The organism is Halobacillus shinanisalinarum (assembly GCF_022919835.1).
Classification (GTDB): domain Bacteria; phylum Bacillota; class Bacilli; order Bacillales; family Halobacillaceae; genus Halobacillus_A; species Halobacillus_A shinanisalinarum.
The window spans coordinates 356166-377034 of record NZ_CP095074.1 but is presented as its reverse complement, the minus strand read 5'-3'; the positions used below and the strand labels follow the sequence as shown (position 1 = coordinate 377034).

20 protein-coding genes are annotated in these 20869 nt (G+C 40.6%); 17 read left to right on the top strand and 3 right to left on the bottom strand.

Going from position 1 to position 20869, the window contains the following annotated elements; all coding sequences use genetic code 11:
- Window positions 1-3: 3 nt before the first annotated feature.
- On the bottom strand, window positions 4-807 hold the full coding sequence (comER, locus tag MUO14_RS02055) for a late competence protein ComER (RefSeq protein ID WP_244753412.1): 804 nt from the start codon (window positions 805-807) through the stop codon (window positions 4-6).
- A 77-nt stretch (window positions 808-884) separates the two neighbouring features.
- Here comER and MUO14_RS02050 point away from each other — a divergent pair, with 77 nt between their 5' ends.
- From MUO14_RS02050 to MUO14_RS02040, 3 genes are all read left to right on the top strand, one after another.
- Window positions 885-1469 carry a helix-hairpin-helix domain-containing protein gene (locus MUO14_RS02050; RefSeq protein WP_244753411.1) on the top strand — a complete coding sequence of 195 codons (585 nt, stop codon included), beginning with the start codon at window positions 885-887 and terminating at the stop codon, window positions 1467-1469.
- Between the two features lie 76 nt (window positions 1470-1545).
- The gene (locus MUO14_RS02045; protein WP_244755445.1) at window positions 1546-2127 is read left to right on the top strand and encodes a ComE operon protein 2; all 582 of its coding nucleotides are present in this window, start codon (window positions 1546-1548) and stop codon (window positions 2125-2127) included.
- Window positions 2124-4394: a DNA internalization-related competence protein ComEC/Rec2 gene (locus tag MUO14_RS02040; protein ID WP_244753410.1), complete on the top strand. Its 2271-nt coding sequence runs from the start codon at window positions 2124-2126 to the stop codon at window positions 4392-4394. Before MUO14_RS02045 ends, MUO14_RS02040 begins: the two co-directional genes overlap by 4 nt.
- 25 nt (window positions 4395-4419) lie before the next feature.
- On the opposite strand, the gene MUO14_RS02035 is transcribed toward MUO14_RS02040, so the two are convergent.
- Complete coding sequence (locus MUO14_RS02035; protein WP_244753409.1) at window positions 4420-4554, bottom strand: YqzM family protein; 135 nt, start codon at window positions 4552-4554, stop codon at window positions 4420-4422.
- A 338-nt stretch (window positions 4555-4892) separates the two neighbouring features.
- Between MUO14_RS02035 and holA the strand changes: the two genes are divergently transcribed.
- The gene (holA, locus tag MUO14_RS02030) at window positions 4893-5894 is read left to right on the top strand and encodes a DNA polymerase III subunit delta (protein WP_244753408.1); all 1002 of its coding nucleotides are present in this window, start codon (window positions 4893-4895) and stop codon (window positions 5892-5894) included.
- Between the two features lie 354 nt (window positions 5895-6248).
- Here holA and rpsT read toward each other — a convergent pair whose 3' ends face one another.
- On the bottom strand, window positions 6249-6509 hold the full coding sequence (gene rpsT, locus MUO14_RS02025; RefSeq protein WP_244753407.1) for a 30S ribosomal protein S20: 261 nt from the start codon (window positions 6507-6509) through the stop codon (window positions 6249-6251).
- A 153-nt stretch (window positions 6510-6662) separates the two neighbouring features.
- On the opposite strand from rpsT, the gene gpr reads away from it, so the two are divergent.
- From gpr to MUO14_RS01960, 13 genes are all read left to right on the top strand, one after another.
- Window positions 6663-7760 carry a GPR endopeptidase gene (gene gpr, locus MUO14_RS02020; protein ID WP_255822152.1) on the top strand — a complete coding sequence of 366 codons (1098 nt, stop codon included), beginning with the start codon at window positions 6663-6665 and terminating at the stop codon, window positions 7758-7760.
- Window positions 7761-7841: 81 nt separating this feature from the next.
- Window positions 7842-9011 carry a stage II sporulation protein P gene (gene spoIIP / locus MUO14_RS02015; RefSeq protein ID WP_244753406.1) on the top strand — a complete coding sequence of 390 codons (1170 nt, stop codon included), beginning with the start codon at window positions 7842-7844 and terminating at the stop codon, window positions 9009-9011.
- Window positions 9012-9027: 16 nt separating this feature from the next.
- Window positions 9028-9279, top strand: coding sequence for a hypothetical protein (locus MUO14_RS02010; RefSeq protein WP_244753405.1), 252 nt, complete (start codon window positions 9028-9030; stop codon window positions 9277-9279).
- 158 nt (window positions 9280-9437) lie between these two features.
- Entirely contained in the window at window positions 9438-11252 is a 1815-nt protein-coding gene (gene lepA / locus MUO14_RS02005) for a translation elongation factor 4 (protein WP_244753404.1), read from the top strand.
- 66 nt (window positions 11253-11318) lie between these two features.
- Complete coding sequence (gene hemW, locus MUO14_RS02000) at window positions 11319-12458, top strand: radical SAM family heme chaperone HemW (RefSeq protein WP_244753403.1); 1140 nt, start codon at window positions 11319-11321, stop codon at window positions 12456-12458.
- A 99-nt stretch (window positions 12459-12557) separates the two neighbouring features.
- Window positions 12558-13574, top strand: coding sequence for a heat-inducible transcriptional repressor HrcA (hrcA, locus tag MUO14_RS01995; RefSeq protein WP_244753402.1), 1017 nt, complete (start codon window positions 12558-12560; stop codon window positions 13572-13574).
- A gap of 225 nt (window positions 13575-13799) precedes the next feature.
- A complete protein-coding gene (grpE, locus tag MUO14_RS01990; RefSeq protein WP_244753401.1) occupies window positions 13800-14348 on the top strand; it encodes a nucleotide exchange factor GrpE in 549 nt (182 codons plus the stop codon).
- Window positions 14349-14384: 36 nt separating this feature from the next.
- Window positions 14385-16214: a molecular chaperone DnaK gene (dnaK, locus tag MUO14_RS01985; RefSeq protein ID WP_244753400.1), complete on the top strand. Its 1830-nt coding sequence runs from the start codon at window positions 14385-14387 to the stop codon at window positions 16212-16214.
- A 142-nt stretch (window positions 16215-16356) separates the two neighbouring features.
- On the top strand, window positions 16357-17481 hold the full coding sequence (gene dnaJ, locus MUO14_RS01980) for a molecular chaperone DnaJ (RefSeq protein WP_244753399.1): 1125 nt from the start codon (window positions 16357-16359) through the stop codon (window positions 17479-17481).
- Between the two features lie 120 nt (window positions 17482-17601).
- A complete protein-coding gene (prmA, locus tag MUO14_RS01975) occupies window positions 17602-18540 on the top strand; it encodes a 50S ribosomal protein L11 methyltransferase (protein ID WP_244753398.1) in 939 nt (312 codons plus the stop codon).
- Window positions 18541-18551: 11 nt separating this feature from the next.
- On the top strand, window positions 18552-19298 hold the full coding sequence (locus tag MUO14_RS01970; protein ID WP_244753397.1) for a 16S rRNA (uracil(1498)-N(3))-methyltransferase: 747 nt from the start codon (window positions 18552-18554) through the stop codon (window positions 19296-19298).
- A 132-nt stretch (window positions 19299-19430) separates the two neighbouring features.
- Window positions 19431-20102 carry a deoxyribose-phosphate aldolase gene (gene deoC / locus MUO14_RS01965; protein ID WP_244753396.1) on the top strand — a complete coding sequence of 224 codons (672 nt, stop codon included), beginning with the start codon at window positions 19431-19433 and terminating at the stop codon, window positions 20100-20102.
- A gap of 126 nt (window positions 20103-20228) precedes the next feature.
- Entirely contained in the window at window positions 20229-20798 is a 570-nt protein-coding gene (locus tag MUO14_RS01960) for a flavin reductase family protein (RefSeq protein ID WP_244753395.1), read from the top strand.
- Window positions 20799-20869: the final 71 nt, after the last annotated feature.

Here is a 20869-nt window from a genome sequence, read left to right as displayed (position 1 = left end):
GTATTAAAAGTGTATTGTACGCTTATCATCTTTATGCTTTCTGTGTGTTGCCTGGAACATTTCTTGAAAGAGGTCTCCGACATTTTCCTCGAGTGCACGAATTCCTTCTCCCGTAACACCACCTTTAACTGTAACTTTTTCCATTAATTCCGGCAATGTGTACGTGCGTTTCTCTAACAAAGTACCTAATCCAATCATCATTTCTTCTGTTAACTGTGTCGCCTTATCTTTAGACATTCCCCCTACTTCTTGAGCGGCTGTAATCATATTTTCTAATAAAAAGCTAATAAAAGCGGGTCCGCATGAAACAATATCAGAGGCTGAACGTATTGATTCTTCCTCAATTTCAATAGGTGTCGAAATATGAGAGAAGATGGAAAGGAGTTCCTCTTTATAAAAATTGGAAATCCGTTCCCCATACGTAAATAAACTAACTCCTGAAAATGCGCGATTCGTAATGGATGGGACCACTCTTGCTATTTGACACGAAGTAACTCTTTCCAGGTCATCTACGGAAACTGGACTTGTAATAGACACGAGGCACTGGGTAGCAGTTGGGGAGCATTGACTTAAAATGTCTTTATAATCATGAGGTTTAACACATATGAAAATCACTTCATTGTCTCTAGCAACCTCCTCAACAGAATCTGCGATTGTAATTTCTTTGAATTGATTTTTTATCCATTCCGCTTTCTTCCGAGTCCGATTGTAAATGGTTAAATCATTTGCATCGACCGCTCCACTTGAAATAAAGGCGTTTGCTAGCATACTCCCCATATTTCCCGTACCAATGATTCCGTAACGCATCTGGAATCCCTCCTTTTTTGTTTACCTTACTTACTTTATTCTTCAACTTTTTAATTATGAAAGGGGACAAGCGCATAGTGTTATTCTTGAAAAGGTATGGTTGGTTGTTCATTATTCCTATCCTAATATTTCTAATCATTTTCCAACAAAAAGATGATCAGCAAACCGTCGTCCAAGAGAGTAAAAGCCCAGAATCAGCTGCAAATAAAGAAAACGGTGATGTAGAGGCTTCCACACAAAAGATGATTGTTGATGTGAAGGGTGAGGTGGTGAAGCCAGGCATTTATGAATTAAATGCTGGCTTAAGAGTAAATGATGCCATTGACCTAGCTGGCGGGATGACGGAACAGGCTGATCAAACGAGTGTTAATTTGGCTCAGAAGATTCAAGATGAAATGGTGATTTTAGTCACGTCACTAGCAACAGAAAGTGAAGCTCAGTCAGAGGAATCGGCAACTGAAACTACTGGAAAAGTTCGAATCAATCAAGCCACACTCGAAGAAATGCAAGCATTACCAGGAATTGGCCCTTCTAAAGCAGAGGCTATTATTAAACATCGTGAAGAGAATGGTTTATTTAAAAAAGCGGAAGATTTACTTGGTGTCTCGGGAATAGGTGAAAAAACATTGGAAAATATGATCGATACGATTCAAGTTCCCTAATGGATTTGTTTGACTGGACGTCGAATGAAGGGGTAAACTGAATTCAGCAAAAAACAAGTAGGGGAGGCTTGAAATGATGGAGCGTATCTCTTGGAACCAATATTTTATTGCTCAAAGTCATTTACTAAAATCAAGAAGTACATGTGAGCGTTTAGCTGTAGGAGCAGTTATCGTTAGAGATAAGCGAATGATCGCAGGAGGTTACAATGGAAGTGTTTCCGGCGGGGTCCATTGTATCGATGAAGGTTGTTATGTGATTGATGGACACTGTGTTCGTACAATCCATGCCGAAATGAATGCTCTTTTGCAATGTGCAAAATTTGGTGTAGCAACAGATGAAGCTGAAATTTATGTATCTCATTTTCCCTGTCTGCATTGTACAAAAGCGATTATCCAGGCTGGGATTAAAGCGGTCTATTATAGTGAGGATTATCGCAATCATCCCTATGCAATTGAACTGTTAGAACAAGCTGGAGTGAATATTCACAAAGTAGAGAGGGGAGACAACGTGACTGATCCGAGCGCAGTGGAAAAAGAACAGCTAGTGGATCACCTCTTACATAAGCTTGAACAGGGCGATCACAACAAAGAAGAGGTAGAAGGTTTAAAAGAAAAGGCAACCCAGCTTTTTCAAGTGAATGGAAATCAGCGGACATGAAAGCAAATCTCCATCTCCCGGTATTAGCCATGGCTGGGGGAGGGATATTATCTAACACTACTGGATTGGTGACCTGTCTATTGCTTGGTGTGTTAATCATATGGTTGATCAAACTCCGAGAGATGCCCAAATGGATAGTCATCCTTTCAGCTTTTATCATTTTTGGCTATATATATTTCACCCCGCATATCCCTTCTAATTCGGCTAACTCCCCAACACTCCTTGAAGGTAAATTAATCTCACCTATTACCGAAACAGGAAGCACAATACGAACAGTTCTTAGACAGCAGCAAAATGATGAAAAAGTGAATATTATTTATTTTAAGAAAGATGTTGAATCAGCTGAGATTAATCATGTCCGATCACAGTTAAAGCATGGGGCACAATGCACTTTTACGGGTGAGTCTGCTCTACCTGATCAAGCACGCAACCCAGGCCAGTTTGATTATCGGCACTATTTAAATAATCAACAAATTTTTTGGGAGATGACACTACAATCACCAGATCAGTTCACCTGTAAAGGACAGTCGCTTCTGCATAAGGCTTATAAAGCTAGAAGCACAATAATAGATAAGGTGAAAAAAGCAATGGACCCTCAAGCTTTTGCGTGGGCGTCTGCTCTCGTATTTGGGGATACGCAATTTCTTTCAGAAGAGAGAATCGGATGGTTTCGGGACTTTAGCTTATCACATATTTTAGCGATCTCCGGACTTCATGTCGGGCTTTTCCTGAGTGGAGTATTCCTGCTGCTATTTCGTTCAGGCTTTATGACAATGGAACAGGCGAGAGGATTTATTTTATTCATTCTGCCTGCCTACAGTTTTCTTTCAGGTGCAGCACCATCTGTTTTAAGAGCCGTTTTTATGGCAGTGTTTCTGTTGTTGGTCTTACAATTAAAGATAAAAGCAGCTGTCACTGATGTCCTCGCTCTCGTTGCCTTTCTGCTATTATTAATCTCTCCATCATACTTCTACAACTTGGGATTTCAATTCTCATTTATTGTAACGTTTAGTTTACTACTATCTTATCCCCTGTTAAAACATAAAAATGTGTGGGTGGTCTCGGCCATAATCAGCTTTATAAGCCAGACTGTCATATTGCCTTTACAACTTCACTATTTTTATCAAATGAACCCTCTCTCCTTAGCAGCAAATGTTTTGCTTGTTCCCTATTTCTCCTTTATTATAATTCCGCTATTGTTTCTCCTTGTATGTCTGTCTCTCTTTTTTCCATCATTAACCTTGCCCCTGTCAGGTTTTGCTATTTCCCTTCATGAACAATTTCTAAATTGGCTAATGGTTATAAGTCGACCCTTTAATATTCAGTGGGTTGTAGGTGAACTTCCTTTAGAATGGATCCTGCTTTATTTCATCTTTTTTTGTTTTATGATGAGTAAATGGGTGCAAAATCGACTGAGAGTGGCCTTTTTGTTTGGGGTAAGTACGGTTGTTATTCTTGCCAGTTTTTCGGTGAAGCCTTACTTGTCAGAACAAGGTACTGTAACAATGTTAGACATCGGCCAAGGTGATTCATTTGTCATCGAGCTACCTCATAGAAAAGGTGTGCTCCTTATTGATGCAGCCGGGCCGCCAATCTTTAGTGGTGACGAAAACAGGATTGCTGATCATATTATCGCTCCCTTTTTAAAGTCCAGAGGAATTAAACAAATTGATGCACTGATTATTTCTCATATGGATAGCGATCATAGTGGAAGTGTTGATCGATTAGTTGATTTATTTCATGTGGAGGAGATTTATGTAAGTCCATACCATACAATTGAACAAAAAAATGTAAAAAGGGTTGAACAAGGAGATGTCCTAAAGATGGGCGGATACAACTTCGAAGTGCTTCATCCGAGGAATGATGAGAAAGAAACTAATGAGAATTCAGTAGTTATTCATACACAACTTGGAGGCAGGACGTGGCTATTTACCGGAGACGTATCAACTCAAATAGAAGAAAAACTTTTTAATCATTATCCATCCTTATCTGCTGATGTGCTGAAAGTGGGCCACCACGGAAGCCATACATCGACATCCGAAGCATGGCTTAGAGATTTAAATCCATCCGTTGCGTTAGTTTCCGCAGGAGTGGACAATCGTTACGGCCATCCACACGGAGAAGTAATTGAACGTCTTCTTCAAAAGGATGTACTTGTCTTAAGGACGGATATTCATGGAGCAGTACAATATCACTTTGCTAAACAATCAGGAACGTTTTCCACCTTCTTGCCGTATAATGCAGAAAACAGAAAAAGACTGCCTTAGGCAGCCTTTTAGCTTTCAGTATGGATTAACGTCCAATAAATTCGAATAATATGCCTATGAAGAAAATGACGAAAAAGAAAACAAATGAGAATACGAAACCTAGTCCAGAATCAATTACGTCATTCGTCTTAGACTGTATATCCTTTCTAAATTCGTTCATTGTTACCCCTCCTATATCATTTTTATTATAAGCGAAAATAATTTAAAAATCCACATTGTTAGAAAAGGAAATTAAATATTCCTTTTCTAACAATCCTTTGCCTCATCTAGCAAGACTTGTCACAGATAATTAAACCTTAAGAGGTCACACTATACACATGAGGGGAACAATATCGTTTGCATTCATAGCGTCCGGGGTTATGAATGCGACGTTTATATAGATGGTTGCGGCGGCGTATTTTTGACAGAAATGAAAATGAGCCATAAAATAGTGACACGAATGTACCCAATTGGGGACGCCGCCGTACCCCTTTTTTAGGTTGGAAAGGAATAGAAAATATGGCAGAACAGATTTACTTATTATACGGAACCGAAAGTTATTTAATACAGGAACACAAGCAAAAGATAATTGAAAAGACGTTAAAACCAGGGGACCGGGAATTTAACATATCACAATATGATTTAGAGGAAACGCCCGTTGAAGATGTAGTTATAGATGCTGAAATTTTCCCTTTTCTAGGTGAGAAAAAGGTTGTGATTGCCCACCATCCTACTTTCTTAAAAGCAAAGCCGGACAAACTTCCCTTTGAGCATAATGTGGATGCGTTTCTTGAGTATATCAATCATCCTGCAGATTATAGTGTTTTAATTTTAATTGCCCCTTATGAGAAGCTTGATGAGCGAAAGAAAGTGTTTAAGCAACTAAAAAAGGCAGGGGAACTGATTCTTTGCCAGCCTATTCGTGAATGGGATATGGACAAGTGGATTCAGTCAATAGCTAAGGACTTACATATTACAATTCCCGAGTCAGTGCATGAGCTTTTTGCTCAGGAGATTGGAACAAACTTAATGGCGCTGCGTAAAGAAATTGAAAAGTTAGCTTTAAATGTAGAAAAAGGCGGGGTAGTTAGTCGTGAACTCGCAGAAGATTTACTTTCGCATAGTGCAGAGGCCTCTGGACTTAAATTAGTTGATGCAGTTATGGAAAAAGACCTGGGGAGGGCCATTAAACTCTATAAGGATTTAGTGAAAGCGAGCGAAGAACCTATCGCTTTAATAGCCCTGTTAGCCTCTCAATTTAGAATCATCAGTCAGGTGAAAATACTGAAGCAAAAAGGGTATGCGCAAAACCAAATGAAAAGTTATGTCAAAGCACATCCATTTGTTATTAAGATGGCACTTAAAAGAGAACAAGCGTTTACAAATGAAGAACTAAATGAAATCATTCAACAACTTGCTGAGACAGATTATATAATGAAACAAGGATATATGGAAAAAGAGCTAGCCTTCGAAATGTTACTCTACCGTTTAATTCATATAAAAAAGAAAGAAATTGTATAAGAGGATGTTCAAATAGTCACCAAAGGATAAATGGCGAATTTCTTCATTGCTCGGGTTTTTCCAGTCCTCACGTATGAAAGGTATACGCTGTCGTCCTCAAAACGTTCGCACCTCGAACTTCTTGCGACGTATAAGGAAGGGGCCCGTGTCGGTTTTGCCGCAGGATGTGACGATATCTTTGTCGACGTTTTTATTCGTCAACTTTTTGAATACTTATTATAAGTAAAGCCTTCAGATTTCAAATCTGAAGGCTTTTTCTAATAGAAGGCGGGATACTAAGTTATCTTCCCGATTTCCAAATAAAAACGATCCCGATGAAAGGATCGCATGTTGGTCATAAAAAACGCGTAACGACTATAGTGCGTTCACTTTTTTAGATAGGCGTGATTTTTTACGGTTACCATTGTTTTTGTCAAGAGCACCGCGTTGGACAGCCTTGTCAATTTTTTTAACGGCAGTTGTAAGGGCTTGTTTAGCATCATCTTTATCATTGCTTTTTACAAGCGTTTCAACACGTTTAACCGCAGTACGCATATCAGATTTGAATGCTGCATTTAGGGATCGAGCATCATCATTTACACGTACGCGTTTTTTAGCTGATTTAATATTAGGCATGGTTTCACCTCCTAGGTAAAAACATAAGACTCGTTCATGTCGAACAAGAGACATTTTACCAAAGCGCGGGGTTGTTTTCAATAGATTTCTAATGGAGGATTTGCATACTATCCATTTTTATAGGGGAAAATGGGATAAAAGGAGGTCGTGAAAGTGGCAATTGATGAAAACTTTATAGTGCGAACAGATTTAGCGTTAGAAGCTCAGGAAATGAATGTTGAAGCTGATCCAGCTCAAACGGGTCCCGATGGTGTTGATGTAACGGAAGAACAGCTTGATGATATTAAGATAACTTATGTGAAGGTTGATCCTGAGGGAGCAGAAAGAATTGGGAAAAAGCCAGGTAACTATATCACGATTGAATCACAGGCTATCCGTAAACAGGATACAAAAATGCAGGATGAATTATCAACCTGTTTATCTAAGCAGCTTAAAAAACTATTAGCTGACAATGGCATTAAGGATTCCGATCGTTGTTTAATCGTAGGACTAGGAAACCATAGGGTTACCCCCGATGCGATCGGTCCTTTTGCAATAGATGAAGTGTTGGTTACAAGCCATTTGTTTGAACTGCAGCCTGAAGCTGTAGCGGAAGGATACCGCAATGTATCAGCTGTAACCCCTGGTGTAATGGGGATCACTGGAATTGAAACGAGTGACATGATCCATGGTATCATCCATGAAACCAATCCTGATTTTGTCATTGCAATAGACGCCCTTGCCTCAAGATCCATCAACCGTTTAAATGCGACGATCCAATTAACTGATACAGGAATCCATCCTGGTTCTGGTGTAGGGAATAAACGAAAAGAAATCAGCAAAGAGACTTATGGTATGCCTGTTTTTTCCATTGGTATACCTACCGTCGTGGATGCTGTAACAATAACAAGTGATACGATTGATTATGTGTTAAAACATTTTGGAAGAGAATGGCGTGAGAAAGATCGCCCATCTAACGCGCTTTCTCCGGCCTTGAATCCTTTTGAGAAAAGAAGAACATTGACTGAAGAAGATCTCCCGAATGAAGAACAAGGTCAAGCAATCATGGGCATGTTTGCAAAATTGGATGATGCTGAGAAAAGGCAGCTCATTAAAGAAGTGTTGACACCGCTTGGACATAATTTAATGGTGACACCAAAAGAAGTTGATTCATTTGTGGAGGATATGGCCCATTTGGTTTCAGCAGGGATTAACGGGGCATTACATGCTGTAATAGAAGACAGTGATGCACAATCTTATACTAAATTTTAATAACAATTAGAGATTTCGTTCTATGATTCCTCTCTCTGACATAAGATTTACTAGAGTTCAAAACAGGGAGAGGGTAGAGCGATGTCACAGATTAAAAAATATAAAAAAAACCACCCAAATTACATAAAGCGCTGGTCAAAATGGATGATCATTACTACTGCAATGCTGCTTTTATTGTTTATCGGCATTGGGATTCTTACGGGTGCTAAATCGACTTATCGGCTTTATTCTGATACAATCCAGAATTTTACTACCCAACTTGAAGGAAGCGATTTTCTTTATTTATTTGAAATGGAAAATAAAATTTACGCTAATGCTCGGCCTGAGGGGGCTGAGCTGCCTAGCTTATCACATTTATCTTTTCAAATGCTTACGAGCGTGACGCCAAATGACCCCCGAAGCTTACTTGGCAGGGAAATACCTGGATTATCATCTTACAATAGTGAAATTATTATTGCTGGTGAAGGAACAGATTATACGAACTTGCCCGTTGAATCACAGCCGCCTCTTGATGTTGTTTTAGAAGATAGGGAGGCAGTTGAACCGGAAGATAACGAGAAGGTAGCCCCGCCACCGAAAGAAGATAACGAACAGAATACTGGGAATCGTGATGTTGTGTTTATTTATTCAACACATAATCGTGAATCCTTTTTACCTCATTTACCTGATGGAACGAAACAGACGAATGCGTTTCATGATGAAGTAAACATTACGAAAGTTGGCGAACGGCTTGCAAAGACTTTGGAAGCAAATGGAGTCGGTGCAAATGCTGATCAATCAGATATAACCACTAGTGCAAAGGATCTGGGGATAAGTTCATATGACGCTTCGAGAAAAGTTGTAAAAGAAGCGATGGCCACAAATGATGATATTAAATATATTTTTGACCTTCATCGTGACACTGTGTCAGAAGACGTTACTACGAAAGAAATCAATGGGGAAACTTATGCGCGAACAATTTTCGTAGTGGGAGCTAAGCATCCTGATTATGAAAAGAACTTAAAGATAGCGACCGAACTTCATAAAAGGATGGAAGAAAAATACCCTGGCCTAAGCAGGGGTGTTCTTACAAAAAAGGGAGTCGGAGTGGATGGGAAATACAACCAGGATCTATCAAATAATGCTGTTTTAGTTGAGTTTGGCGGAATTCATAACAGTTTGGATGAGACGTATCGCACAGCTGACGCCATGGCAGAGGTTTTTAGCGACTACTACTGGGAGAAGGCGGAAAAGGTATCTTCAGAATCGTAATCAAGGGGGAACGGCGATGAAGGGGCTAACTATTTTACTCGTGGGTTTGTTATTGTTTGCGGGCGGAGCGATGTTTGGCACGAGTCATTCAACAACAGATTCGGTCTCTTCTCCCGCCCCTAGTAACCAGTCAGTTGAAACTTGTAGCCCTGAACTGAAAGAGGAAGAGTCTCCATTGATTGTTGATGTGGCGGTAGGTATGGGGGAAAGTGTGGGTGCGGGGTTTGATCTCGTTCTCATGATCATGTCCGATTTAATTAAAACATAAGGCGAAGAGCCGTCCTGTGGGGGCGGCTTTTTCTGTTGTGATACAATACGAATCTTCCTCCAAAGGAAGTCTTTCTGTTGGTATGGATTGAATATTCGTTTTCCTATTGCTATAATCAGGCTAGCTGACTGCGTGTGAATTTAGTAGGAGTGATAAAGTTGACAAGTCAATCTAGACAGGAAAGAGTGCGTAATTTTTCAATTATTGCCCATATTGATCATGGGAAATCAACATTGGCTGATCGTATTCTTGAAAAAACACAAGCATTAACGCAAAGAGAAATGAAAGAACAGTTTTTAGATGCAATGGACCTTGAACGTGAACGAGGGATAACCATTAAGCTTAACGCTGTTCAGTTAAATTATAAAGCGGACGACGACCAAGACTATACGTTTCACTTAATTGATACACCGGGACATGTCGATTTTACATATGAAGTGTCCCGCAGCCTTGCAGCCTGTGAAGGGGCAATTCTCGTCGTTGATGCTGCTCAAGGAATCGAGGCACAAACCTTAGCGAACGTCTATTTAGCCTTAGAAAATGACTTGGAAATCATTCCTGTTATAAATAAAATTGATTTACCGGGAGCGGACACAGAAAGGGTTAAACAAGAAATTGAAGACGTTATTGGAATTGATGCTTCAGATGCTATCTTAGCCTCTGCGAAGGAAGGGGTAGGGATCGATGAGATTTTAGAACGGATCGTTTCAGATATTCCCGCACCTGAAGGCATTGCAAATGACCCGCTTAAGGCACTGATTTTTGATTCATTATATGATACGTACCGTGGGGTAGTTGCTTACACGTGTGTTCGTGAAGGCTCAGTAAAAGTCGGAGATAAAATTAAGATGATGGCAACTGGAAAAGAATTCGAAGTCAATGAAGTAGGGGTATTTAAGCCAACACCAACTCCATTGAAAGAGCTTCACGTTGGAGATGTAGGATATTTAACTGCATCGATTAAGAACATTGGCGATTCCCGGGTTGGGGATACGATTACATTAGCAAATCGACCGGCTGGAACCCCTCTCCCTGGTTATAAAAAAATGAATCCAATGGTGTTCTGCGGTTTATATCCTGTTGACGCCAATAACTATAATGACCTGAGAGATGCACTTGAACGTTTAGAATTAAATGATTCCTCACTACAATTCGAACCAGAAACCTCCCAAGCTCTAGGCTTTGGCTTTCGTTGCGGATTTTTGGGGATGCTTCATATGGAGATTATCCAAGAACGTATTGAACGGGAGTACAAAATTGACCTGATTACAACGGCTCCAAGTGTTATTTATAAGGTTACGTTAACGGATGGTGAGGAAATCGAAGTCGATAACCCTTCTATGATGCCTGACAACCAGAACCTTGAAGACGTTCAAGAGCCATATGTTAAAGCAACAATTATGGTTCCAAATGATTACGTCGGCCCGGTGATGGAGATTTGCCAGCGGAAACGTGGCAGTTTTATAGACATGCAATACCTAGATGACAATCGTGTGAATATCGTGTATGACATTCCATTATCCGAAATTGTCTATGATTTCTTTGATTCATTGAAGTCACAAACTAAAGGGTATGCCTCATTCGATTATGAATTGATCGGCTATCGCGCTTCTAACCTTGTTAAAATGGACATCTTATTAAACGGGGATACGATTGATGCGTTATCGTTTATCGTTCACCGCGATTTCGCCTACGAACGAGGTAAAGTCATCGCCGATAAACTGAAGAAACTTATTCCGCGCCAGCAATTTGAAGTGCCAGTCCAAGCAGCCATTGGCAATAAAATTGTTGCCCGTACGACGATTAAGGCGATGAGGAAAAATGTATTATCAAAATGTTACGGTGGTGACATTTCCCGGAAGCGTAAACTTCTTGAGAAGCAAAAAGAAGGTAAAAAACGCATGAAGATGGTTGGCTCAGTAGAAGTGCCGCAGGAAGCATTTATGTCCGTATTAGAAATAGATGACGATTAATAAGAACAGGGTCAGGCCGCAGGAGATTCACTTCTTGCGGTTTTCCTTATGAAAGGTTGAAACACCATGACGATTTCCTCTGCATATATTCATATTCCGTTTTGCCAGCAAATTTGTCATTACTGTGATTTTACTAAGTTTTTTTATAATGAACGTTTAGCTGATGAATATTTAGACGCTCTTTACCAGGAAATACACACGTATATTCCTCAAGAAAAAGCCGAGGTTAAGACGATTTTCGTGGGAGGAGGGACTCCAACTGTTGTAACCCATAAACAGCTTGAGAAACTTTTAACCATGATTGACGAACACTTTAATGTCCCTACTTGTGAGGAGTACACCTTTGAAGCAAACCCCGGAGATTTAGACATGGAAAAAGTAAAACTTCTGAAGTCGTACGGAGTCAACCGAATATCCTTAGGTGTTCAGGTGTTTGATGATGAGATACTTGAAAAGATCGGCCGAGTTCATCGAGTGAAAGATGTTTATACAAATATTGACCGTCTAATGCAAGTGGGTCTCACAAATATAAGTATCGACTTAATGTATGCTTTACCAGGGCAGACTGTCGAGGGATTTGAGAAAACGGTCGATGAGGCATTACAGTTTAATTTGCCTCACTACTCTTCTTATTCGCTGCAGATTGAGCCGAAAACTGTTTTCTATCAAAGGTATAAAAAAGGAACGCTTGTTAAGCCTCCGGAGGATGATGAGGCTGAAATGTATGAGCTCCTCCAAAGAAAGCTGACGGCTCACGGCGTGGATCAGTATGAAATAAGTAATTTTGCTAAACCTGGTTTTGAAAGCAGGCATAACCTGACATACTGGAATAATGATTACTATTACGGGATTGGTGCCGGTTCCCACGGGTACATGCCAGGAAAAAGGACAATTAATATTCGTCCCCTTCCAGCCTATGTTAAACAAGCGATGGAAAACGGAAAACCCATCTTGCATGAAGAACCAGTTGGTTTAAAAGAACAAATGGAAGAAGAAATGTTTCTCGGCTTAAGGAAAGCGAATGGCGTCTCCTTGGTGAAGTTTGAGCAAAAATATGGACGAACTCTGCACGAAGTATTCAATGGGGCAGTACCTAATCTGAAACAGCGTGAGCTATTAACTGAAGTCGGCGGGAATGTTCGATTGACAGAGCGCGGGAAACTACTAGGAAATGAAGTGTTTCAGGAATTTTTGTTGGATTCGTGAAAAATCAAAGTAAATTCGTTGACATCCCAACCCCCATTTGATAATTTATTATTAGATTTAGCACTCACTAAATACGAGTGCTAACAGAGGTGATCATCGATGTTAACTGAAAGACAATTGTTAATCCTGCAAGTAATTATTGATGACTTCATCCTGACTGCTCAGCCTGTAGGCTCGCGGTCAATTTCAAAAAAAGAGGCTGTAACTTTCAGTTCTGCAACCATACGTAATGAGATGGCAGACCTTGAAGAAATGGGTTATCTTGAGAAAACTCATTCTTCATCCGGTCGAGTTCCATCAGAGAAAGGCTATCGCTTTTATGTCGATCACCTTCTATCACCTCTACGGTTATCGAATAATGACGTTAAGACAATCAGAGAGGCATTTAAGGATCGAATGATGGAATTTGAACGAGTCGTACAGAAATCGGCAGGTATTTTATCAGACTTGACCAATTATACGTCGATCATTCTCGGCCCGGAAGTATTTGAAACAAAACTGAAACAATTGCAGATTGTTCCGCTAAATGACCAGTCTGCGATCGCTATTTTAGTGACAAATACAGGTCACGTTGAGCACAGAGCATTTAATGTACCTGTGGAAATGAAGCCGTCACAGCTTGAGAAGATGGTCAATATTTTAAATGATCGTCTGGGCGGTGTTCCGTTGATACATTTGCATGAGAAGCTGCAAACGGAAATTCGTGATTTGGTACGGGCACACATGGATGAGCAGGCATTTATGTATTTGCAAGCTGCCTTAATGGACGAGCAACCGGCTAAGCTTTATATTGGCGGGAAGACAAATATACTCATGCAGCCGGAGTTTAAAGATTTAGAGAAGGTACGCTCCCTTTATGCCATCATTGAAAGAGAAAATGAAATGGCAGACTTGTTAAGGTCAGGTGATCAAGGCCTTCATGTTCGTATTGGTCATGAGAATCCTTTTGATGCTATGCAAAACTGCAGCCTGATTACCGCGAGCTATACACTTGGAAATGAACAGGTAGGTACGATTGCTTTACTCGGTCCTACACGTATGGAGTACAATCGGGTGATTTCATTATTGAATGTTTTATCCAGGCATATGACAGAGACGTTTAAAGGATGGTATTAGCTTCCGTGTAAGAAATATATCCGATGGGGTAATTTTTCCGTCGCTTCTTTCTGCCTTTTGTTTCTTTGATCTAGCATTAGCAGATCAGCACATGAAAGCCTAATAGGGGTTATAAAGAGGGGTTTTGAAAAAGCTGAATCTCTGTCAGGTAGCCCGCACTTTTCTTAGGATATTTTTTCATGTTATAGTCAATAACGGTGAATAGGAATCAAGGAGGTGGAAGTCATGAAAGGAAAAGATCAACAAGAACAAGAAATCATTGAACCTGAAAATGAAGAAGAAACAACAAATGTTGAGGTGGAACAGGCTGATTCTGAGGAAGCCATCGATGAACTTGAACAGCTTCAACAAGAGAAGGAAGAAGTTCAGAACCGCTTGCTCAGGCTTCAGGCTGATTATGATAATTTTCGACGCCGTACTCAGAAAGAGAGAGAAGCGGATCGAAAGTATAAATCACAATCAATAGTTGAGGAACTTATCCCAGTCCTTGATAACTTTGAAAGAGCTTTGCAAGTCGAAGTGGATGGAGATGCTGCCAAAAATTTCACGAATGGAATGGAAATGGTGTATGACCAGTTCCAAGCAGCTCTTGTAAAAGAAGGTGTGGAAGAGATTCCTGCCCAAGGAGAAGTATTTGATCCACATCTACATCAAGCAGTGATGCAAGTTGAGGACGACAACTTTGAGTCGAATGTAGTTGTAGAGCAGCTGCAAAAAGGCTATCGTTTGAACGATCGGGTCATTCGCCCGGCTATGGTTAAAGTGAATCAATAAATGAAAAGGTAATTTGTTAGAGGAGGATACACGACAATGGGTAAAATTATTGGTATAGACTTAGGTACAACAAACTCTTGTGTAGCAGTTATGGAAGGTGGGGAAGCAAAAGTAATCCCTAACCCTGAAGGGAACCGTACAACTCCATCAGCAGTGGCATTTAAGAATGGTGAGCGCCAAGTTGGTGAAGTAGCCAAGCGTCAAGCAATCACAAACCCTAACACGATTCTTTCCGTTAAGCGTCATATGGGTACTGACTATAAAGTAGAAGTGGAAGGTAAGGAATATACTCCACAAGAAATCTCTGCAGCAATTCTTCAATATATTAAAGGGTATGCAGAGGATTATCTTGGTGAGACGGTTGATAAAGCTGTTGTAACGGTTCCTGCCTATTTCAACGATGCGGAACGTCAAGCAACTAAGGATGCTGGTACAATTGCCGGTCTTGAAGTTGAACGTATTATCAATGAGCCAACAGCAGCAGCTCTTGCATACGGAATCGATAAAGAAGATCAAGACCAAACCATCTTAGTATACGACCTTGGCGGCGGTACGTTTGACGTATCTATCCTTGACATTGGCGAAGGTACATTTGAAGTTGTAGCCACTGCTGGCGACAACCGTCTAGGTGGGGATGATTTTGACGAAGTGATCATGAATCACATGGTAGCTGAATTCAAGAAAGAGAATGGAATTGACCTATCTCAAGACAAGATGGCTAAGCAGCGTCTTAAAGATGCAGCTGAAAAAGCGAAGAAAGACCTTTCCGGTGTAGCGCAAACACAAATTTCCCTGCCGTTTATCACTGCAGGTGAAGCAGGTCCACTACACTTAGAAATGAACTTGACTCGTGCGAAATTTGAAGAGCTCGCTTCAGACCTAGTCGAACGTTCTATGAAGCCAACACGCCAAGCAATGAAGGATGCTGGCATGAGTTCAAACGATATTCACAAGGTACTTCTTGTTGGTGGTTCTACACGTATCCCAGCTGTACAAGAAGCGATTAAGAAAGAAGTAGGAAAAGAGCCTTCTAAAGGGGTTAATCCTGATGAAGTAGTAGCTCTTGGTGCTTCCATTCAAGGCGGCGTACTTCAAGGCGACGTTAAAGATGTTGTCCTTCTTGACGTAACACCACTATCACTAGGTATTGAAACAATGGGATCTGTAACAACAAAATTGATCGAACGTAATACAACGATTCCGACAAGTCATTCTCAAGTATTCTCTACAGCTGCTGATAACCAGACAGCCGTAGATATTCACGTGCTACAGGGTGAACGTGAAATGGCACAAGATAACAAGACATTGGGTCGTTTCCAATTGACTGATATTCCACCTGCACCACGCGGAGTGCCACAGATCGAAGTAAGCTTCGACATTGATGCGAACGGCATTGTGAATGTTCGTGCAAAAGACATGGGTACGAACAAAGAACAATCGATTACAATCAAGTCTTCTTCTGGACTTTCTGATGAAGAAGTAGAAGACATGGTACGTCAGGCGGAAGAAAACGCAGAGGAAGATAAGAAAAAACGTGAAGCCATCGAACTTCGTAATGAAGCAGATCAACTTATCTTCACGACGGACAAAACGATCAAAGATCTTGAAGATAAAGTATCTGATGAAGAGAAGCAAAATGCTGAAACAGCTAAAGAAGAGCTTCAAACAGCTTTAGAAGGCGAAGATCTTGATCAAATTAAAGAGAAAAAAGAAGCATTACAAGAGCAAGTTCAAAACCTATCTGTCAAACTTTACGAACAAGCACAGCAACAAGCTGAAGCTGCTCAAGGAGAACAGTCAGGTACTGAAGATGATGTAGTAGATGCAGACTACGAAGAAGTAAACGAAGACGAAAATAAAAAGTAAGCAAGTAGTGAAAAGTCAAAGTCAGGATCTTCTTGACTTTGACTTTTTTCACGTGTGTCTTAATGATAAACGACTTGCTTGAAACGAAAAGAAAATGGTAATATAAATCTTATGTAATAGCGCCTGGGAGAGTGATCAACAAGTGAGTAAACGTGATTATTATGAAGTGCTAGGTGTATCAAAGGATGCCTCTCAACAAGAAATAAAGAAGGCCTACCGCAAGCTAGCACGTCAATATCATCCAGATGTTAGTGAGGAAGAAAACGCATCTGATAAATTTAAAGAAGCTAAAGAAGCTTATGAAATGTTAAGTGATCAACAAAAGCGCAGCCAATATGATCAATTTGGGCATGCTGGCCCACAAGGACAAGGATTTGGCGGTTTCGGCGGTGCTGAAGATTTCGGAGGCTTCGGAGATATTTTCGACATGTTCTTCGGAGGTGGCGGTCGTCGACGTGACCCTAATGCTCCACGTAAGGGTGCTGACCTTCAATATTCTATGACATTACAGTTTGAGGAAGCGATTTTCGGCAAAAGTACTGATGTTGAGATTCCTGTCGAGGAGTCTTGTGACACGTGTGACGGATCTGGTGCTAAACCTGGGACGTCCCCTGAAACATGTTCACATTGTCAAGGAAGCGGGCAAATTAACCAGGAGCAAAACACCCCGTTTGGCCGTGTTGTCAATCGTAGAGTATGTCACCATTGTCAAGGAAGCGGGCAAATCATTAAAGAGAAATGTAATACTTGCGGTGGAGATGGCCGCGTAACGAAGCGAAACAAAATCCACATTGATATCCCGGCGGGTATTGATGAAGGACAACAAATTCGCGTACCCGGAAAAGGGGAAGCCGGTGTAAACGGTGGCCCAGCAGGGGATCTGTTCGTTGTCATTCGTGTACAGCCTGATGAATTTTTTGAGCGTGAACAGGACCATATCTTTTGTGAAATGCCGCTGACTTTTGCTCAAGCAGCTTTAGGTGACGAAATTGAAGTACCTACAGTGCACGGTAAAGTTATGCTTAAAGTGCCGGCTGGGACTCAAACAGGAAAGACATTCCGTTTGAAAGATAAAGGATCACCAAATGTTCACGGTCGTGGACACGGAGATCAACATGTGAAAATGCGTGTCATCACACCGAAGAATTTAACAGATCGTCAACGTGAACTGATTCGCGAGTTCAATGATATTAGCGGTAATGAGGCAACGGAAGAACAGCACGGAACATTTTTTGAGCGTATGAAACGTGCATTTAAAGGTGAATGATGTTATCAGCAAAAGAGTGTCTGGACGTATGGATGAATTGGTAGGTTAATAAATACTACCTGTGCCAAAGTTCCTGGCACTCTTTTTTTACATAATTCCTATGAAAAGTGAGTTGATTAGATGAAGTGGTCCGAAATTTGTATTCACACAACAAACGAAGCGATTGAACCTGTCTCAAACATCTTGCATGAATCTGGAGCAAGCGGTGTTGTGATCGAAGACCCACAGGATATGATAAAAGAGGTAACAGGACTTGGTGAAGTTTATGAACTTAATCCTGAAGATTATCCTGAAGAAGGGGTTTACGTAAAAGCTTATTTGCCTGTCAATAGTTTTCTATCAGAGACCGTTGATGCAGTGAAGCAGTCTGTTAATCATTTAAAAGAGTTTGACATTGAGATCGGTCGTAATGAAGTAACACTTACCGAAATCCAAGAAGAAGACTGGGCGACAGCCTGGAAGAAGTATTATAAGCCAGTTAAAATTTCAGAAAGGATTACAATCATTCCTACATGGGAAGACTATACACCCGTACAAAGTGACGAGTTAATTATCGAAATGGATCCAGGAATGGCATTTGGAACAGGAACCCACCCTACCACGGTGTTGAGTCTGCAAGCTTTAGAACGATATTTAGCGCCAGGGGATGTAGTCCTTGATGTTGGTTCGGGGTCGGGCGTGTTGAGTGTTGCCTCTGTTCTGCTAGGTTCCGCTCAGGTTCATGCTTTCGATCTTGATGAGATCGCAGTCAAAAGCACAATGGATAACGCTCAACTAAACCAAGTAGCCGATAAGGTAACGTCAACTAAAAACAACCTGATGCAAGGTGTCACGGTTGAGGCAGATTTGATTGTTTCAAATATACTAGCTGAAATTATTATTCAATTTGTTGACGATGCCTATAGCCAACTTAAGCCGAATGGATATTTTCTTACTTCAGGAATTATTGAAGGGAAAAAACATCTCGTAAAGAGTCGACTTGAGCAAGCCGGTTTTGAGATTATTGAAACGAACAGAATGGAAGACTGGATCTCAATCATTGCTAGAAAGCCAGAATAAGGTGAATGGAGATGCAACGATATTTTATTGATCAAGCGAACTGGGAAGAAGACAGGGTAGTTATTAAAGGGGACGACGTGCACCACATAGTAAAGGTAATGAGGATGAAAAAGGAAGACTCTCTCATTTGTGTCCATCCTGAGCGTGGACCTGCCCTTTGTGAAATCGTTGCTGCAGAGCAGGAGGTTCTTTGTTCTATCATAGATTGGCTCGATGAAAATAAAGAACTTCCGGTTGAGGTTACCATTGTTCAAAGCCTAGGAAAAGGCGATAAGCTCGAGCAAGTGGTTCAAAAGGGTACCGAGCTTGGAGCCGATTTTTTTATTCCCTTCGACGCCGAGCGATCAGTTGCCAAATGGGACGCAAAGAAAGCGAATAAGAAACTTACACGGCTGAAAAAGATTGCTAAAGAAGCAAGTGAACAATCTGAACGTGCGAAGGTCCCCTCTGTATTAGATGTGATGACGCTTTCTGAAATAATAGAACAAAATGATTCATATGATGTTAAATTAATCGCTCATGAAAATGAGGCAAGATCAGTGAGATCTCATTCTTTATCTAGTCGTCTACATGTGATTAAGGACAATCAACGGGTGATCATTATTTTTGGCCCAGAGGGCGGTTTCACTCCAGGAGAAGCGGATAAGCTATTTGCAAGTGGATTCTTGCCTGTTCGCTTAGGACCAAGAATTTTGCGGATGGAAACAGCCCCTCTATACTTTTTGTCTAGTTTGTCTTACCAACTGGAGGAACAGTAACATGAACATGTCACGATCGTTCTCGTAGTGGCATGTTTCTAATGACAGCCTTTTCAGTGTCCTCGCCTTTTGGAAAAAGACATGCTATGATACAATAGATGTACGAACAACTAAGTGAAGGGAAGTGTTTCAATGGAACATAATCTTGCAAAAATGATTGATCATACACAATTGAAACCAGATACGCCAAAAGCAAAAATTACTGAAATTTGTAAGGAAGCTAAAGAATACGACTTTATGTCTGTTTGCGTTAATCCACATTGGGTAGAGTACTGTTCAGAACTACTTAAAGGTACGGATGTAAAAGTATGTACCGTAATCGGTTTTCCATTAGGTGCCACAACAACAGAAACTAAAGTATTTGAAACTCGCCAAGCTATTGAGAATGGGGCTACAGAAGTTGATATGGTTATAAATGTTGGTGAGCTGAAATCTGGAAATACGGAAGTTGTCAAGGCAGATATTGAAGCGGTTGTAAAGGAAGCAAAAGGAAAATCGTTAGTTAAAGTCATTATTGAAACTTCATTATTGACAGATGAAGAGAAGGTAACAGCCTCGCAGCTTACGAAGGAAAGCGGTGCTGACTTTGTTAAAACATCGACAGGGTTCTCAGGCGGCGGAGCAACCGTTGAGGATGTTAGTTTGATGCGTAAAACAGTTGGCCCTAATCTAGGTGTGAAAGCATCTGGAGGCGTCCGGGATTATGATGGTGCGAGAGCTGTTATCGAGGCGGGAGCAACTCGTATCGGTGCCAGCGCTGGGATTGCCATTGTAAGTGGTGGAAAAGGGTCATCTGATTATTAAGTAAATCAGTCGCTCAAAACTAAACTGTTCATTGAATTATATACTTCTTTTATAAGAAGGCTGCTTGCAATTTTGTAAGCAGCCTTCCTTTTAATCGATTCTACAGTGAGAGTTGAGGTGGGTTATATGGAAAAGCAGGAGCATATAAAAATGCACAGCTACCCCGGGATGGTAGCTGTTGTGGGTGTCAAAAATGAAGAAGAGACAAATTTTATGGCAGCAGGATGGCATAGCTATTTATCTATCGACCCGCCAATATATGGTGTGGCAATTGGCCGTGAACGGTTTACATATGAGCATATAATTAAAAATAAAGCATTCACTATAAATTTTCTTCCTTTTGAAGAAGCATCATTTATTCAATACAGTGGGAGTGTTACTGGGTCGTCTACCAATAAAGTGCAAGACTATAATCAAAAGTGGTATGAAGCTAACGTTGGTTTTCCTCTTTTGAAACGAGCTTATCTAGCCTATGAGTGTGAGCTTCAGCAAACGGTTCCAACAGGTGATCATGATTGGGTAATTGGCAAAATAACAGCTTGTCACTACGACAGTAATTTATTTAAAGAAAATGGGCTGCCTGATTTTAGTAAATTGCATATTCCACTATACCTCGGAAGGTCCAGCTACTTAAAGCTGGGTGATTCTACTCAGTTATACGATATTTTTCATCATAACAATAATAAAAAAAGTTGACCATATGTTAGCAATATAATATAATTATCGAAGGTGTGGGAGACCCTCATGCTATACAGAAACAGTTTTTT